General features: G+C 62.2%; 15 protein-coding genes. 6 read left to right on the top strand and 9 right to left on the bottom strand.

The window, feature by feature from the left end; genetic code table 11:
* Window positions 1–51 precede the first annotated feature (51 nt).
* Window positions 52–654 carry a Yip1 family protein gene (locus ODQ19_RS11750; RefSeq protein ID WP_003192065.1) on the bottom strand — a complete coding sequence of 201 codons (603 nt, stop codon included), beginning with the start codon at window positions 652–654 and terminating at the stop codon, window positions 52–54.
* 282 nt (window positions 655–936) lie between these two features.
* Between ODQ19_RS11750 and ttcA the strand changes: the two genes are divergently transcribed.
* Both ttcA and ODQ19_RS11740 read left to right on the top strand, forming a co-directional pair.
* Window positions 937–1,761, top strand: coding sequence for a tRNA 2-thiocytidine(32) synthetase TtcA (gene ttcA / locus ODQ19_RS11745; protein ID WP_014718888.1), 825 nt, complete (start codon window positions 937–939; stop codon window positions 1,759–1,761).
* A gap of 67 nt (window positions 1,762–1,828) precedes the next feature.
* Window positions 1,829–2,500: a DNA-3-methyladenine glycosylase I gene (locus ODQ19_RS11740; protein WP_034127867.1), complete on the top strand. Its 672-nt coding sequence runs from the start codon at window positions 1,829–1,831 to the stop codon at window positions 2,498–2,500.
* A 113-nt stretch (window positions 2,501–2,613) separates the two neighbouring features.
* Here ODQ19_RS11740 and ODQ19_RS11735 read toward each other — a convergent pair whose 3' ends face one another.
* The 3 genes from ODQ19_RS11735 to arsC are packed head-to-tail and all read right to left on the bottom strand — an operon-like array spanning window position 2,614 to window position 3,966.
* Window positions 2,614–3,018, bottom strand: a complete 405-nt coding sequence (locus ODQ19_RS11735; protein WP_116665242.1) for a DUF2069 domain-containing protein — start codon at window positions 3,016–3,018, stop codon at window positions 2,614–2,616.
* Window positions 3,002–3,616, bottom strand: coding sequence for an NAD(P)H:quinone oxidoreductase (gene wrbA, locus ODQ19_RS11730; RefSeq protein WP_014718885.1), 615 nt, complete (start codon window positions 3,614–3,616; stop codon window positions 3,002–3,004). Before wrbA ends, ODQ19_RS11735 begins: the two co-directional genes overlap by 17 nt.
* On the bottom strand, window positions 3,613–3,966 hold the full coding sequence (arsC, locus tag ODQ19_RS11725) for an arsenate reductase (glutaredoxin) (RefSeq protein WP_116665243.1): 354 nt from the start codon (window positions 3,964–3,966) through the stop codon (window positions 3,613–3,615). The genes wrbA and arsC overlap by 4 nt, the downstream gene beginning before the upstream one ends.
* A 115-nt stretch (window positions 3,967–4,081) precedes the next feature.
* Here arsC and ODQ19_RS11720 point away from each other — a divergent pair, with 115 nt between their 5' ends.
* Window positions 4,082–4,543: a TlpA disulfide reductase family protein gene (locus tag ODQ19_RS11720; RefSeq protein WP_116665244.1), complete on the top strand. Its 462-nt coding sequence runs from the start codon at window positions 4,082–4,084 to the stop codon at window positions 4,541–4,543.
* Between the two features lie 182 nt (window positions 4,544–4,725).
* On the opposite strand, the gene ODQ19_RS11715 is transcribed toward ODQ19_RS11720, so the two are convergent.
* From ODQ19_RS11715 to ODQ19_RS11700, 4 genes are all read right to left on the bottom strand, one after another.
* A complete protein-coding gene (locus ODQ19_RS11715) occupies window positions 4,726–5,130 on the bottom strand; it encodes an META domain-containing protein (RefSeq protein ID WP_116665245.1) in 405 nt (134 codons plus the stop codon).
* Window positions 5,127–5,567, bottom strand: a complete 441-nt coding sequence (locus ODQ19_RS11710; protein WP_003192054.1) for a hypothetical protein — start codon at window positions 5,565–5,567, stop codon at window positions 5,127–5,129. Before ODQ19_RS11710 ends, ODQ19_RS11715 begins: the two co-directional genes overlap by 4 nt.
* 71 nt (window positions 5,568–5,638) lie before the next feature.
* Complete coding sequence (locus ODQ19_RS11705; RefSeq protein ID WP_330210107.1) at window positions 5,639–6,628, bottom strand: 2-hydroxyacid dehydrogenase; 990 nt, start codon at window positions 6,626–6,628, stop codon at window positions 5,639–5,641.
* A 147-nt stretch (window positions 6,629–6,775) separates the two neighbouring features.
* Complete coding sequence (locus ODQ19_RS11700; RefSeq protein WP_330210106.1) at window positions 6,776–9,529, bottom strand: response regulator; 2,754 nt, start codon at window positions 9,527–9,529, stop codon at window positions 6,776–6,778.
* 205 nt (window positions 9,530–9,734) lie between these two features.
* Between ODQ19_RS11700 and ODQ19_RS11695 the strand changes: the two genes are divergently transcribed.
* Both ODQ19_RS11695 and ODQ19_RS11690 read left to right on the top strand, forming a co-directional pair.
* A complete protein-coding gene (locus ODQ19_RS11695) occupies window positions 9,735–10,463 on the top strand; it encodes a response regulator transcription factor (RefSeq protein ID WP_330210105.1) in 729 nt (242 codons plus the stop codon).
* Window positions 10,450–11,808 carry a sensor histidine kinase gene (locus tag ODQ19_RS11690; protein ID WP_330210104.1) on the top strand — a complete coding sequence of 453 codons (1,359 nt, stop codon included), beginning with the start codon at window positions 10,450–10,452 and terminating at the stop codon, window positions 11,806–11,808. Before ODQ19_RS11695 ends, ODQ19_RS11690 begins: the two co-directional genes overlap by 14 nt.
* Before the next feature lie 3 nt (window positions 11,809–11,811).
* Here the strand turns inward: ODQ19_RS11690 and ODQ19_RS11685 are convergent, their stop codons facing one another.
* Window positions 11,812–12,327 carry a DUF2062 domain-containing protein gene (locus ODQ19_RS11685; RefSeq protein ID WP_116665250.1) on the bottom strand — a complete coding sequence of 172 codons (516 nt, stop codon included), beginning with the start codon at window positions 12,325–12,327 and terminating at the stop codon, window positions 11,812–11,814.
* Window positions 12,328–12,462: 135 nt separating this feature from the next.
* On the opposite strand from ODQ19_RS11685, the gene ODQ19_RS11680 reads away from it, so the two are divergent.
* Window positions 12,463–14,688, top strand: coding sequence for a DNA internalization-related competence protein ComEC/Rec2 (locus tag ODQ19_RS11680; protein ID WP_330210103.1), 2,226 nt, complete (start codon window positions 12,463–12,465; stop codon window positions 14,686–14,688).
* Window positions 14,689–14,773 lie beyond the last annotated feature (85 nt).

Raw genomic sequence — 14,773 nt, 5'->3', positions numbered from 1 at the left:
GCATGACGCACAAAGCCACCTTGCGGTGGCCTTGCCTACGGTTTTTTTCGGTCAACTGGTGTAGATCGGCCCAACGCCCAGGCCCCAGACGATCACGGTAAAGGCCATGATCGCCACCAGCACCACCAGGCCCACGGCCAATACCGAACTGGAAAACAGGAAGCCTTCATCCGGGTCGATACTCATGAAGGTCGGCAGCCCCACATACAGCAGGTACACCGTGTAGCAAATCGCTGCCGTGCCCACGACCATGCCCAGCCACATATGTGGATAGAGCGCCGCCAGCCCGCCGATAAACAAGGGGGTAGCGGTGTACGTGGCAAACGCCACGCAGCGGGCCATGCTTGGGCTGGCGTCGTAGGTGCGGGCCATCCAGTGAATGAACGCGCCCATCACGGCCACGCCGCACAGCATGGCCGCGTAGGACATGAGGGTCATCCACAGCGCGCTTTCCTGGGTCAGCATCACCGGGGCGCGGTTGCCGATGACCCAGCCGACCTGAGTGGTGCCAATAAAGGCGGAAATGGCGGGGATCGCCGCGAGAATCAGGGTATGAGTGAGGTACATGTGGCCGATGCTTTCTTCTTTATCGCCACGGATTTCCCGCCATTCCTGGTCGGGATGGGTAAACAGCCCCACGACGTGATGGATCATGCCAGTCACTCCTGTCGTTATTACCATCGCCCCCCATCGGAGCGCCCACGGGCCAAATGGCCTGAAAGGTCTGGATAGATGTGCGACCTCAAGTCGCAGTATAGAAAGGTATGACCGGAATAACCGTAGGGCCTTTAGAGCAAATTGCGCTGTAAAAGCAGGCGCTAATCGCGGTGTGGTCTGTCTGGACTCATGCCCTCGAGCTCCCACATTGGAACTCGGCCAGTCTTGCCGGTAAAATGCTGCGCTTTTCGTCACACACCTTTTGCGGATCCAAGCGCCATGGGCACTCTTACAGTCAACCAGAACAAACTGCAAAAACGCCTGCGTCGCCTGGCCGGTGAAGCGGTCGCCGATTTCAACATGATCGAGGACGGCGACAAGGTCATGGTCTGCCTCTCCGGCGGCAAAGACAGCTACACCATGCTCGACGTGTTGCTGCACCTGCAAAAGGTTGCGCCGATCAAGTTCGAGATCGTGGCCGTCAACATGGACCAGAAGCAACCCGGTTTCCCCGAGCATGTGCTGCCGGCCTACCTGAAAGAACTGGGCGTCGAGTACCACATCGTCGAGAAAGACACTTACTCGGTGGTCAAGGAACTGATCCCGGAAGGCAAGACCACCTGCTCGCTGTGCTCGCGCCTGCGCCGTGGCACGCTCTATACCTTTGCCGATGAGATCGGCGCGACCAAGATGGCCCTGGGTCATCACCGCGATGACATCGTCGAAACCTTCTTCCTCAATATGTTCTTCAACGGCTCGCTCAAGGCCATGCCGCCCAAGCTGCGTGCCGATGATGGGCGCAATGTAGTGATCCGCCCGCTGGCGTATTGCAACGAGAAGGACATCCAGGCTTACTCCGATTTCAAACAATTCCCGATCATCCCGTGCAACCTGTGCGGCTCCCAGGAAAACCTGCAGCGCCAGGTGGTCAAGGAAATGCTGGTGGACTGGGAGCGCAAGACCCCGGGGCGTACCGAAAGTATCTTCCGCAGCCTGCAAAACGTGATCCCGTCGCAATTGGCCGACCGCAATCTGTTCGACTTCACCAGCCTGAAAATCGACGAGACCGCCGCATCGCGTTTCGTCAATGTAGTGAACCTCTGAGCCTTCCCAAGGCTCTAGTACACGGCGCTTGCGGGCGCCGTTTTCAATTCGACTGACAGGAGAGGGCATGCGCGATTACAAGTGGCTGCACGAATATTGTCTGAACCGCTTCGGTTCGGCGGCCAAGCTGGAAGCCCATCTGCCGGTGCCCAAGACCCCGGCGCAATTGCGCAAGATCACGGATGACCGTTACCTGTCGACCTTGGCGCTGCGAGTGTTCCGCGCCGGTTTGAAGCACAGCGTGGTCGATGCCAAATGGCCGGCGTTCGAGCAGGTATTCTTCGGCTTCGACCCGGAAAAAGTCGTGCTGATGGGCGCCGAGCACCTGGAACGGCTGATGCAGGACACCCGCATCATCCGCCACCTGGGCAAGCTCAAGAGTGTGCCGCGCAACGCGCAGATGATCCTGGATATCGAGCAGGAAAAAGGCAGTTTCGGCGCGTTTATCGCTGATTGGCCGGTGACTGATATCGTCGGGCTCTGGAAATACCTGAGCAAGCACGGTCATCAGTTGGGCGGGCTGTCGGCGCCGCGCTTCCTGCGCATGGTCGGCAAGGACACTTTTGTACCGAGCGATGACGTGGTGGCGGCGCTGAATGCGCAAAAGATCGTCGACAAGGCCCCGACCAGCCTGCGGGATCTAGCGACGGTGCAGGGTGCTTTCAACCAATGGCATGCCGAGAGTGGGCGGCCAATGTGTCAGCTGTCGATGATGTTGGCTTACACCGTCAACCATTGATCACTGTAGGAGCGAGCTTGCTCGCGAAAAACCTGAGGGCAACGCGTTAAACCAGCATAAGCGCGTTATCGTTAACGATCTTCGCGAGCAAGCTCGCTCCTACAAAAGGCAAGTCAATCGGCCTGTCGGCGGTTCAACTGATGCCGCCAACGCACATATAACAGCGCCGTGCAAAACACCGCCAGGCTCGCGAGCATTTCCAGCACACCGAACCACTGGCGGTTCGGGTCATACGCCGCCAGCGCGCCCTTGATGAAATACAGGTTCACCACAAAGCACATCCACGAATGCCCGCGTGCGCTGCCCATCAGCATGCCTGGCGCAAGTATCAGCAGCGGCACCAGTTCGATCAGCAGGATGACCCACGGGCGCGCGCCATGCAGGTCGGCGACCAACAGGTAGTACACGCACAACAAGCCCACCAGGCCCAAAAACGCCAGCAGGCTCAGCGCGCGTGCCACCTTGACCCGTGGCTCCAGCCATTCCCGCGTTGGCAGGACCTTAGGCTTCTTGGCCACGGCCGTTCTCCAACAGCGTGGCGGTCTTGGCCAGGCGCAGGCCCAGGGCCCGGCACAAGGTGATTTCATGTTGGTCGAGCATGCGCTTACCGTCTGGCCCGGAATGGTGGCTGGCGCCATACGGTGTGCCGCCGCCCTGGGTGTCGAGCAGCGCCTGTTCGCTGTAGGGCAGGCCGGTGATCAGCATGCCGTGGTGCAACAGCGGCAGCAGCATCGACATCAGCGTGGTTTCCTGGCCGCCATGCAGGCTGGCGGTGGAGGTGAACACGCCGGCCGGCTTGCCGACCAAAGCGCCGGTGAGCCACAGGTTGCTGGTGCCATCGAGGAAGTACTTGAGCGGCGCAGCCATGTTGCCGAACCGGGTCGGGCTGCCCAGGGCCAGGCCCGAGCAGTGCTTCAGGTCGTCCAGGCTGGCATACAGCGCGCCTTCGTCGGGAATGCTCGGCGCCACCGCTTCGCACTCGGTGGAAATCGCCGGCACGGTGCGCAACCGCGCTTCCATGCCGCCTTGCTCAATGCCCCGGGCAATCTGCCGGGCCATCTCGCTCACCGAGCCGTTACGGCTGTAATACAACACCAGCACATAGGGCGTAGTCACGGCAGGATCTCCAGCACGTTCTCGGGTGGGCGGCCAATGATGGCTTTGTCGGCGGTTTCCAGGATCGGGCGTTCCATCAGCTTGGGATGGGCAGCGATGGCGGCGATCAGTTGAGTGTCGCTGAGGCTGGCGTCGGCCAGGTTCAGGGTTTTGTATTCGTCTTCGCCGGTGCGCAGCAGTTGGCGTGCGCTGATCCCCAGTTTTTCCAGCAGGGCCTTGATTTGCGCGGCATCCAGCGGGGTTTCCAGGTAGCGCACGACGGTCGGGGTGAGGCCGCGGGCTTCCAGCAGTTCCAGCGCACCGCGGGATTTCGAGCAGCGCGGGTTGTGATAAAGCGTCAGATCGGTCATGTGCGGGTCGCATCTTGCGTAAGGTGGCGGGTATTCTACCTGCGCTGGCGCCTGTCCTTAAACCGTAAGAGGCGATAGGCCGCAGCCAACGTTCATTTTTGCGAAGGAATACCCCATGACAAGGCGACTGATCGGTGCATTGGCGATCATCACAACCCTGCTGCTCAGCGGCTGCGGTAACGATTACGGCGTTGACCAATATGGCCAGAAAGTGGCGGCCGAACGCCTGGATAAACAGTGGCTGGTGGTCAACTACTGGGCCGAATGGTGTGGCCCGTGCCGCACGGAAATCCCCGAGCTCAATGCCCTGGCAGAACAGTTGAAAGGCCAGAATGTCGGGGTGTTCGGCGTCAACTTCGACAATGTGCAGGGTGAAGAACTGAAGGCCGCCAGCGACAAGCTGGGGATCAAGTTCACGGTACTGGCCCAGAACCCGGACGGGATCTTCGAGATTCCGCGCAGCGAGGCATTGCCGGTGACCTACATCATCGACGACAAGGGCAAGGTGCGTGAGCAGTTGATGGGTGAGCAGACAGCGCAAGGGGTGTTGGCCAAGCTCAAGGCCCTGAAAGGCTAAAACTGTGGGAGCTGGCTTGCCTGCGATGGCATCGCTGCGGTGTACCTGATACACCGCATCGTCCGCATCGCAGGCAAGCCAGCTCCCACAGAACCAGAGGACACCGCGTTAAATCTGAAGGGACGCGTTATGGTTGTCGTTTTTCGCGAGCAAGCTCGCTCCTACAATAGAGCGCGCCTAGGTCAGCCTTCTTCGAGCCACAAGCGGATCGGCTTGCCCTCGGCCGGCCAGAACCGCGTCTGCTCGATCGGCGAGATGTCCCAGCGCTGCACGCCTTGCAGGGCCTGGAAGAAGCGATGCTCTTGCTCCATCAGGGCCTCGGCACACATTTTTCGGGTGCTGCCGACCGGGCCGAAGCTGAGCTTGTCGCCTTCGACCGTGTACGGTGCAAACCAGTGGTTACAGCCGCCATTGCCATAGGCCCGGCCATCGGCGCCCAGGGTGACGGTGAGGTGCGCGTAGTCCATCAACGGCCGCTCACCGATCCATTCCACTACGTAGCTGTGGTCGCGCTCGAGCTTGGCGCCATCGGCGGCGCAGCCTGCCAGGCCCATGCCGATTGCGGCGAGCAGCAGCCGGCCTTTCATTGCGCGGCCTGCTGGCATTTCGGGCAGCGGTGCTTATCGCCTTCACTGGCCCAGCCCAGTTCTTTGATACGCGCGTTGGCGGCCGGTTGCAGCGGTGCCTTGGTCAGCTTGGTTTCTACCGCGAATTCAAACTCCAGCACGGCGTCGCAGCTGTCGCAATTGACCTTCCAGGTGTGAATCTCCAGTTCGCCGAACTTCGGCCCTTGGGCCATGGCGACCCACTGGCCCGCCGGGCGGATGGAGTAGCGTGCGTCACCTTCGACGGTCAGTCGCATCGACAGGGTTTTACTGCCGCGCAGGCTGACGATCAGGACGTCGCCATGTTTGATCGAGCCACCGTTGCCGGTGACCTGATAACGGCCCGGCACCAGGGCACGGCATTCGATCAGGGTGTGTTGCGGGCTCAGCAAGCTGAAGCGGAAATCGTGTTCGGCCATGGATCCTCCAAATAGGCGCGGCATCCTATCACGGGTGCCGGCCTATCATGAGCCTGGTATGTGACCGCTGATCATCCCTCGACCAGGTTCTGCGCCCGGCCATCGGCCCACGCGGCAATGTTGGCCAGCGTGGTGCCGGCGATCGCCGCCAGGGCCTCGCGGGTGAGGAAGGCCTGGTGCGCGGTGATGATCACGTTGGGGAAGGTCAGCAGACGGGCGAGTACGTCATCCTGCAGGGGCAAGTCCGAGCGGTCTTCGAAAAACAACTGGGCTTCTTCTTCATAAACGTCCAGCCCCAGGTAGCCCAACTGGCCAATCTTGAGCGCTTCGATCAGTGCTGGCGTGTCGACCAGCCCACCGCGCCCGGTGTTGATCAGCATCGCGCCGGGTTGCATCTGCTCCAGTGAGCGGGCATTGATCAGGTGTTTGCTGTCGGCGGTCAGCGGGCAGTGCAGGCTGATGATCTGCGCCTCGGCCAACAGGTCAGGCAGGCTTACGTAGCGGGCGCCAAGGTCCTGCACCTGTGGGTTGGGGAAGGGGTCGTGGGCCAGCAAGTGGCAGCCGAAGCCGGCCATGATCTTGGCGAAGGTCGCGCCGATCTGACCGGTGCCGACCACGCCGACCGTTTTGCCGACCAGATCGAAACCGGTCAGCCCGTGCAGGCTGAAATCACCATCGCGGGTGCGGTTGTAGGCACGGTGCAGGCGACGGTTGAGGGCCAGAACCAGGGCGACGGCATGCTCGGCCACTGCGTGGGGCGAATAGGCGGGCACGCGCACGATAGTCAGGCCCAGGCGCTGGGCGGCGGGTAAGTCGACATGGTTGTAGCCCGCCGAGCGCAGGGCAATCAGGCGTGTGCCGCCCTTGGCCAGTTGCTCCAGCACGGGGGCGCTGAGGTCGTCGTTGATAAAGGCGCAGACCACCTCGTGATGTTCGGCCAGGGCCACGGTATCAAGGTTGAGGCGGGCGGGTTGGAATTGCAGTTCCAGGCCAGCCGGCAGCGGTTCGCCAAGGAAACTCTCGCGGTCGTAGGTTTGGCTGCTGAAGAGAATGACGCGCATTAAAAAGGCTCCCTGCAATGACAGAATAGATACGTACCTGTAGGAGCGAGCTTGCTCGCGAAAAACGTCAACGATAACGCGTTGATTCTGGTTAAACGCGGTGTCCTCTGGTTCTTCGCGAGCAAGCTCGCTCCTACAGGCGGACGGTCAGGCACTCACTCTGGCTTCACTGGCCAGCCGCGCAATCGCCATGTCCAGTTCGTCCAGCGCGGCCATGGCCTTGGCGTCATCCTGCTTGAGCAGGGTTTCGGCGCGTTGGCAGGCCGCCCGCAATTGCGGCACGCCACAGTAGCGGGTAGCGCCGTGCAGGCGGTGCACGCGTTCGATCAAGGCGTGGTTGTCATTGGCTTCGCGGGCGACGGTAATCGCCAGGCGGTCGGCTTCCAGGGACGCCAGCAGCATCGCGAGCATATCGGCGGCGAGGTCGGCCTTGTTGGCGGCCAGGCGCAGGCCTTCTTCGTGGTCCAGTACCAAGAGTTGCACGCCCTGGGCCGCACCTTCGTGGGTGCGCTCCGGGCCTTGATTGCGCAGCGCCAGGCCGGTCCATTTCAATACCACCTGGGCCAACTGCCGCTCGCTGATGGGTTTGGTCAAGTAATCGTCCATGCCGCTTTGCAGCAGGGCGCGTTTTTCGTTGGCCATGGCGTGGGCCGTGAGAGCCACCACCGGCAGTGGCGTGCCGTGACGTTCGCTTTCCCACTGGCGGATCGCCTCGGTGCTCTGGCGGCCATCCATGCCGGGCATTTGCACGTCCATCAACACCAGGTCGAAGGTTTCCTGCTTCACGGCGTCGACGGCCGCGTAACCGCTTTCCACCGCCTGCACCTTGGCGCCCATGTCTTCCAACAGGGTTTGCACCAGCAACAGGTTGGCCGGGTTATCGTCCACGCACAGCACCCGTGGGGCACGGCTGGACAACGGCTCACCGGGTTCGCTGCGTGAAGGGCGAGGGCTGATCAGGTCAGCGAGGGAGCGGCGCAGCTTGCGCGTACAGGCAGGCTTGGCCTGCAATTGGCTGTTGGGGTTGGGCACCGATTGGTTGAACAGCATCTGTTCGGTGGTCGGGCACAGCACCAGCACCTTGCAGCCCAGGTGTTCAAGGTCCCACAAGTGCTGGTTGAGACGCTCGGGCGGAATGTCGTTGGCGGTGACACCGAGCACCGCCAGGCTGATGGCCTGTTCGGTCTGGTGGGCGCTGGTGATGCCGTTGGTCAGGCTTTCCAGGGTGTTGAAGGGTGTGACTTCCAGGCCGCAGTCTTCCAGTTGGTGCTGCAGGGCCTGGCGCGCCAGCTCGTGGTTTTCCAGTACGGCCACACGCCGCCCCAGCAGCGGCGGGGCGGGCAGGTCTTCGACGTCGTCGCGGGTCTTGGGCAGGTTCAGGCTGATCCAGAATTCGGAGCCTTCACCTGGCGTGCTGTCGACGCCGATTTCACCGCCCATCTGCTCGATCAAACGCTTGGAAATCACCAGGCCCAAGCCGGTGCCACCGGGCTGGCGCGACAGCGAGTTGTCGGCCTGGCTGAATGCCTGGAACAGGGCGCGCACATCCTGGTTGGACAAGCCGATACCGGTATCCTGCACACTGATGCGCAATTGCACGCTGTCTTCCTGCTCGTCCTCGATCATTGCCCGGGCCACAATGGTGCCTTCGCGGGTGAACTTGATCGCATTACTGATCAGGTTGGTCAGGATCTGCTTGAGCCGCAGCGGGTCGCCCACCAACGCCAGGGGCGTGTCGCGGTACACCAGGCTCACCAGTTCGAGCTGCTTGGCATGGGCGGCGGGAGCGAGGATGGTCAAGGTGTCTTGCAGCAAGTCGCGCAGATTGAAAGGCACACTGTCGAGCACCAGTTTGCCGGCTTCAATCTTCGAGAAATCGAGAATTTCGTTAATGATGCCCAGCAAGTTATCCGCAGATTTTTCGATAGTGCCCAGATAGTCCAACTGGCGCGGCGACAGCTCGCTTTTTTGCAACAGATGAGTAAAGCCGAGGATGCCGTTGAGCGGCGTGCGGATCTCATGGCTCATGTTGGCCAGGAACTCCGACTTGATGCGGCTGGCTTCCAGGGCTTCCTTACGTGCCAGGTCCAGCTCGATGTTCTGGATCTCGATGGTTTCCAGGTTTTGGCGCACGTCTTCGGTGGCCTGGTCGATGCTGTGTTGCAGCTCTTCCTGGGCATTTTGCAGGGTCTCGGCCATGCGGTTGATGCCCGACGCGAGTTGGTCCAGTTCCTGGCTGCCCAAGGGTGGCAGGCGTGTCTCCAGGTTGCCGTCCTTGAGCTGGGCCACCGCTTGCTTGATCTGGCCAATCGGCGAATTGATGGTGCGGCTGATACGCAGGGCGAGGGCGGCGGTGCACATCAGGCCGATGGCGATCAGCAGCAGGCTGGCGAACAGGCTGCGATAGCCGCGCAGCAACATGCCATTGTGGGACAGTTCCACTTCGACCCAACCCAGCAGACGGTCGGCCTCATCCGGAATCAACTCGCCCGCCAGGTTGCGATGGCGGCCAAACACCGGCAGTAAATAGCGGGTGGCGTCGTTGCCGGTGCGCTTTAACAGCTGCGAGCTGTTGCCGGTGGGCGGCGGGTTGAGCATGGTCGGTCCGGCGTGGGCCAGGGACGAGCGGTCTGGCGCCAGGAACGACACGGCGCGCACATCCGGCTGCTCCAGGGACTGGGTCGCGATGCGCTCCAGCAGGTCGGTGTTCTTTTGGCCCAGCGCAGGTGCCACCAAGGGTGCCAATTGCTCGGCGATCATTTCGCCGCGTTGCAGCAGCTGGGTCTGCAACTCCGAGAGCTGCATCCAGGTGAAATAGCCGCCCAACAACAGCGCCATCAGGCTGGTCGGTAATAAGGTCAGCAACAGTACGCGGCCTTTTATCCCCATTCTTCTAAGCACGCCACTCTCCTGCTACCACGTTGTTATCAATTATCCACGCCGGCATCCGGCCCGCGCCACCTGCGCAGTGTAGCCATTTGCACGGCCTGGAATCTTGCAAATTAATGACATGCGGCAATCTTCGGGCCATTCGGCGCCGGGTGGCGATTGCCTGTGAACGTTTAATCTTGAATAATCAGTGATTGAGAATGACTTGCAGACGCTAATGACTCCCGCAGCAGTTGGCCTACCCAGTATCCTGACCATCGAAGATGACCCTGTGTTGGGCGCCTACGTGCACGAGCAACTGGGCCGCAGTGGTTTCCAGGTGACCTGGTGCCAGAACGGCCAGCAGGGCCTGCAACTGGCCCGCGCCCAGGCCTTCGACCTGGTGCTGATGGACATTCTGCTGCCGGGGCTGGACGGTTTGTCGATCCTCACCCATTTGCGCCAGAGCCACGCCATGCCCGTGATCCTGATGTCGGCCCTGGGCGCCGAAGCCGATCGTATCAGTGGCTTTCGCCTGGGTGCGGACGACTATCTGCCCAAGCCGTTCAGCATGGTTGAACTGTGCGTGCGAATTGAAGCGATCCTGCGCCGCGTTGCCCTGGATCGCCGGCCCGAGCCGCCGCGCGTCCCGGCACCCGAAGATGCCCGGGTGCTGCACTTTGATGATGAACGCTGCGATGTGTTCTGCCAGGACCAGTGGGCCGGGCTCACGCGCAGCGAATACCGTCTGCTGGAAACCCTGCACCGCAATGCCGAAGAAGTCCTCAGCAAAGCCTTCCTGTATCAGCAGGTGCTGCAGCGCGGGTATGCGCCCCATGACCGCAGCCTCGACATGCACGTCAGCCAGATCCGCCGCAAGCTCAAGGCCATCGGTTACATCGAGCGTGAAGTGCGCACCGTGTGGGGCAAGGGCTACGTGCTGAGCGGTCACGATGAAGGGCTTTGAGCGATTGCCCGGCAGGCACTCGTTGTTCTGGAAGCTGGCCTGTCTGTTGATCGCTTTCTGTTTGCTGATGATCTGGCTCAGTTGGTCCTGGGGCCGCTACATGGAGCAGCAGAGCGCGTACCTGTCTGACAAGTCGCGGGAGATCCTCAATGGTTATGCCGCGGGTGCCGAGCTGGCGTGGAGCACTCAAGGCAGCGCTGGCGTGGACGCCTGGCTGCAGCGGATGGCCGAGCGCGAAAGCACTTGGGTGGGGGTGATCGGTAACGACCTGCAGTCCCTGGGCAGCACGCCCTTGAGTGACAAGGAAAGCCAGCGCCTGACGTTCTTGCGCGGATTGGATTGGCCGGTCAGCCGGCATGTCATCGGCCTGCCGTGGATGAAGGTGCCGTTTCCGGTCGACCCTGGCGCCGGGTCGCTGGTGATCGAGCTGCCGCAGCGCTTTATGCCAGGGCGCTATCAACTGTTCTGGCGGGTGGTCACCAATGGTGTGATTCCCGGCCTGTTTACCCTGTTGCTGTGCATCGGCCTCTACCGACTGTTGATCATGCCCCTCAATCAATTGCGCGAGCAGGCCAATGCCTGGCGTGCGGACCAACTCAATACGCGGATGTCCCTTGATGCTACCAGCCGCCAGGATGAACTGGGCGAGCTGGGCCGCGCCTTTGACCATATGTCCGAACGCTTGCAGGGCACCGTGCGTTTGCAGCAGCAGTTGCTGCGCGATATGTCCCATGAACTGCGCACCCCCTTGAGCCGCCTGCGGGTGGCCTGCGACAGCGAGCAAGACCTGGCCAAGCTGCGCGAGCGCCTGGGTCGGGAAATCGACGCCATGCAGCGCCTGGTGGAAGACAGCCTGCAACTGGCCTGGCTCGACAGCGAAACAACGCCGCTGCCCCAGGAAGACATTCAGCTCCAGGCGTTATGGGACATATTGCGCGAGAATGCGTGTTTTGAAAGCGGTTGGCCCGCATCGCGCTTGCCGTGCCTGTTACCGGCGGACAGTTGGTTGCGCGGCAACCTCAATGCACTGGCCCAGGCCCTGGAAAATATCCTGCGCAACGCCATACGCCACTCGCCCGAGGGCGGCTGCGTGCAACTGGACGGCTGTCGGGAGGGGGATTATTGGCATATCTGGTTGCAGGATCAGGGCGCAGGGATCGCCGAGAGTGACTTGGAGCGCATCTTCGCACCCTTTACCCGCCTGGACGGTTCACGGCCCGGCGATGGCGGTTTCGGCCTGGGCCTGAGCATTGCCCGCAACGCCGTGCAGCGCCAGGGCGGTCGCTTATGGGCGGAAAATACAGGGCAGGGCCTGCGGGTGCATTTGCACTTGCTGGCCCGTTAGCGCTCAGCGCCTACGCAGTTTGCGTTTTTTCCACTGGTGCGCCACCCACCAGCGCCAGTACGCCATGGTCAGGCAGTAGGCCAAGGCGCCCAATACCACCCCCAATACCACCGAACCCAGCAGGAACGGCTGCCAGAGTGTGCTCAACTGGCCGCTGATCCATTCCCACGTAAGGTTATCGGGCAAGCTTCGTGGTGGCACATTCATCAACCAGGCGCCGGTCATATAGGTGCAGATGAACACCACCGGCATGGTGACGGGGTTGGTCAACCACACCAGGCTGATGGCGATAGGCATATTGCCGCGCACCGAGATCGCCAGGACCGCGGCGAGCAACATCTGCAACGGAATCGGGATAAACGCCGCAAATAAACCCACCGCCATGGCGCGCGCCACTGAGTGCCGGTTCAGGTGCCAGAGGTTCGGGTCATGCAGCAGCGTGCCAAGAAACTGTAATGACTTGTGTTCCCTGATACTGCTGGGGTCGGGCATGTACCGTTTGAATAAGCGCCGGGGCATAAGGGGTCCAGGTCAATTCGAGGGGCAAGTATGCCCGGATTCTATAAACAGAAAATTCAGACTTTGTGACAAAACATCATAGGCGCTGTCGTTCAGCCGGCTAAGACTGAGTGGATCACTGCAAAAGGATGATCCATGAAGACAGGGATGTTGGCGTTGGCGCTGGGGTTGCTGGCGTTGCGTTGGTTGCCGGCGCTGCCGCCTGGCACCGGGTTATTAGCCATGCTGGTGCTGGCCTTGATGCTGCTGCCTTTTCGGTCTTATCCCGTGGCGTTCTTTTTGGTGGGCTTGAGTTGGGCCTGTCTCAGCGCGCAGCGGGCGCTGGATGATCGACTGCAGCCGGCCTTGGACGGGCAGACTCGTTGGGTGGAGGGGCGTGTCATCGGCTTGCCCCAGCAGACTGGTACGGGCGTGCGCTTTGAACTGGCCGACGGCCGGTCGCGCAAGGTTCGGCTGCCCAGACGTATCCGCGTGTCTTGGCACGGCGGGCCAGTGGTGAACAGTGGCGAACGCTGGCGCCTGGCGTTGACACTCAAGCGGCCTGCGGGCCTGCTCAATTTTCATGGGGTTGACCACGAAGCCTGGCTGCTGGCCCAGCGTATCGGTGCCACTGCAACGGTAAAAGACGGAGAGCGTCTCGCACCGGCCCGCAATGCCTGGCGCGATGCTGTTCGCCAGCGCCTGATGGCGGTGGATGCCCAAGGCCGTGAGGCGGGCTTGGCGGCGTTGGTATTGGGCGACGGTTCCGGCCTGGCGCCTGAGGATTGGCAAGTGTTGCAGGACACGGGCACGGTGCATCTGCTGGTGATTTCCGGGCAGCACATCGGCTTGCTGGCGGGGTTGATCTACGGCTTGGTCGCGATGCTGGCGCGCTATGGTTGCTGGCCCCGAACCTGGCCGTGGCTGCCGTGGGCGTGCGGTCTGGCATTTGGCGCGGCGTTGGGTTATGGGCTGCTGGCAGGGTTTGGCGTGCCGGTGCAGCGGGCTTGTGTGATGGTCGGCCTGGTGTTGCTGTGGCGTCTGCGTTTCCGCCATTTGGGGCTGTGGTGGCCGTTGCTGTTGGCGCTGAACGGCGTGCTGGTGCTGGAGCCCTTGGCCAGCCTGCAGGTAGGGTTCTGGTTGTCGTTTGCGGCGGTCGCGGTGTTGTTGCTGGCGTTCGGCGGGCGCCTGGGGCCGTGGAGCGTCTGGCAGGCGTGGACCCGGCCCCAGTGGTTGATTGCCATCGGCTTGTTTCCGGTGTTGCTGGTGTTGGGGTTGCCCATCAGTCTCAGCGCACCGGTGGCCAATCTATTTGCCGTGCCGTGGATCAGCCTGGTGGTGCTGCCCTTGGCGCTGCTAGGCACGGCGTTGTTGTGGGTTCCGCTGGCGGGTGAGGGTGTGCTGTGGCTGGCCGGCGGCGCGCTGGACGGATTGTTCAAGGGCCTGGCGCTGCTGGCTGGGCAATTGCCGGCCTGGGTGCCGGCCGAAGTGCGGTTGGGGTATTGGCTGGTCAGCCTGACAGGCGCGGTGATGTTGCTGCTGCCCAACGGGCTGCCGTTCCGGGTGTTGGGCTGGCCCATGCTGTTGATGGCCGTTTTTGCGCCCAAGGAGTGGGTGCCCCACGGACAGGTCGAGGTGCTGCAACTGGATGTCGGCCAGGGGCAGGCACTGATCCTGCGCACCCGTCATCACACATTGCTCTACGATGCCGGGCCGCGGTCGGGGCCTGTCGACCTCGGCGCGCGCGTCGTGTTGCCGTCGTTGAAAAAACTCGGGGTAGGGCAGTTGGACATGATGCTGCTCAGCCATGCCGACGCCGATCACGCCGGTGGTGCGGCGGCGGTGGCTCGGGGGCTGCCCGTCAAACGCGTGGTGGGCGGCGAAACCGAGGGCTTGCCCGCCTTTCTCGCCACCCGGCCCTGTACCAGCGGCGAGCGATGGGAATGGGACGGCGTGTCGTTTGAACTGTGGCAGTGGGTGGGTGGGCTTGAGGGCAATCCGAGGTCGTGCGTGCTGCAAGTCCAGGCCAATGGCGAGCGCCTGCTGCTCACCGGCGACATAGATCGCGCCGCCGAACAGGCGTTTCTGGCTTCCCCGCTGGCGGTTCCGACCCACTGGCTGCAAGCCCCGCACCATGGCAGTCGCAGTTCGTCGTCCTGGCCTTTCGTGCAGCGGTTGGCGCCCACCTCGGTGTTGATTTCCCGCGGGCGCAGCAATGCGTTCGGCCATCCTCATCCGCAGGTCCTGGAACGCTACCAAGCGCTGGGCAGCCGGGTGTACGACAGTGCCGAACAGGGGGCCGTGCGCCTGCGCCTGGGGGCGTTTCAGCCTCCGATCGTTGCGCGCAGTCAACGTCGTTTCTGGCGCGAACCATTACCGTAATCACACGTTACCAAGGACTCGAACCGCGACAGGCGGGCCTGTAGCCGGTGAACCCCGCTGCCGAACCTATATGGTAAAGTGGCGC

This window comes from Pseudomonas sp. AM4(2022) (assembly GCF_036346515.1).
Classification (GTDB): Bacteria; Pseudomonadota; Gammaproteobacteria; order Pseudomonadales; family Pseudomonadaceae; genus Aquipseudomonas; species Aquipseudomonas paracarnis.
The sequence above is the reverse complement of the archived record's forward strand: the minus strand, read 5'-3'. Positions and strand labels throughout refer to the sequence as shown.

What these genes read in the sequence shown, in the direction of transcription:
- ODQ19_RS11710 (WP_003192054.1), bottom strand. Translation starts at nt 5,567, where the DNA reads ATGGCCGAACACGATTTCCGCTTCAGCTTGCTGAGCCCGCAACACACC.
- ODQ19_RS11705 (WP_330210107.1), bottom strand. Translation starts at nt 6,628, where the DNA reads ATGCGCGTCATTCTCTTCAGCAGCCAAACCTACGACCGCGAGAGTTTC.
- ODQ19_RS11715 (WP_116665245.1), bottom strand. Translation starts at nt 5,130, where the DNA reads ATGAAAGGCCGGCTGCTGCTCGCCGCAATCGGCATGGGCCTGGCAGGC.
- ODQ19_RS11680 (WP_330210103.1), top strand. Translation starts at nt 12,463, where the DNA reads ATGAAGACAGGGATGTTGGCGTTGGCGCTGGGGTTGCTGGCGTTGCGT.
- ODQ19_RS11690 (WP_330210104.1), top strand. Translation starts at nt 10,450, where the DNA reads ATGAAGGGCTTTGAGCGATTGCCCGGCAGGCACTCGTTGTTCTGGAAG.
- ODQ19_RS11685 (WP_116665250.1), bottom strand. Translation starts at nt 12,327, where the DNA reads ATGCCCCGGCGCTTATTCAAACGGTACATGCCCGACCCCAGCAGTATC.
- ODQ19_RS11720 (WP_116665244.1), top strand. Translation starts at nt 4,082, where the DNA reads ATGACAAGGCGACTGATCGGTGCATTGGCGATCATCACAACCCTGCTG.
- ODQ19_RS11740 (WP_034127867.1), top strand. Translation starts at nt 1,829, where the DNA reads ATGCGCGATTACAAGTGGCTGCACGAATATTGTCTGAACCGCTTCGGT.
- arsC (WP_116665243.1), bottom strand. Translation starts at nt 3,966, where the DNA reads ATGACCGATCTGACGCTTTATCACAACCCGCGCTGCTCGAAATCCCGC.
- ttcA (WP_014718888.1), top strand. Translation starts at nt 937, where the DNA reads ATGGGCACTCTTACAGTCAACCAGAACAAACTGCAAAAACGCCTGCGT.
- ODQ19_RS11750 (WP_003192065.1), bottom strand. Translation starts at nt 654, where the DNA reads ATGATCCATCACGTCGTGGGGCTGTTTACCCATCCCGACCAGGAATGG.
- ODQ19_RS11695 (WP_330210105.1), top strand. Translation starts at nt 9,735, where the DNA reads ATGACTCCCGCAGCAGTTGGCCTACCCAGTATCCTGACCATCGAAGAT.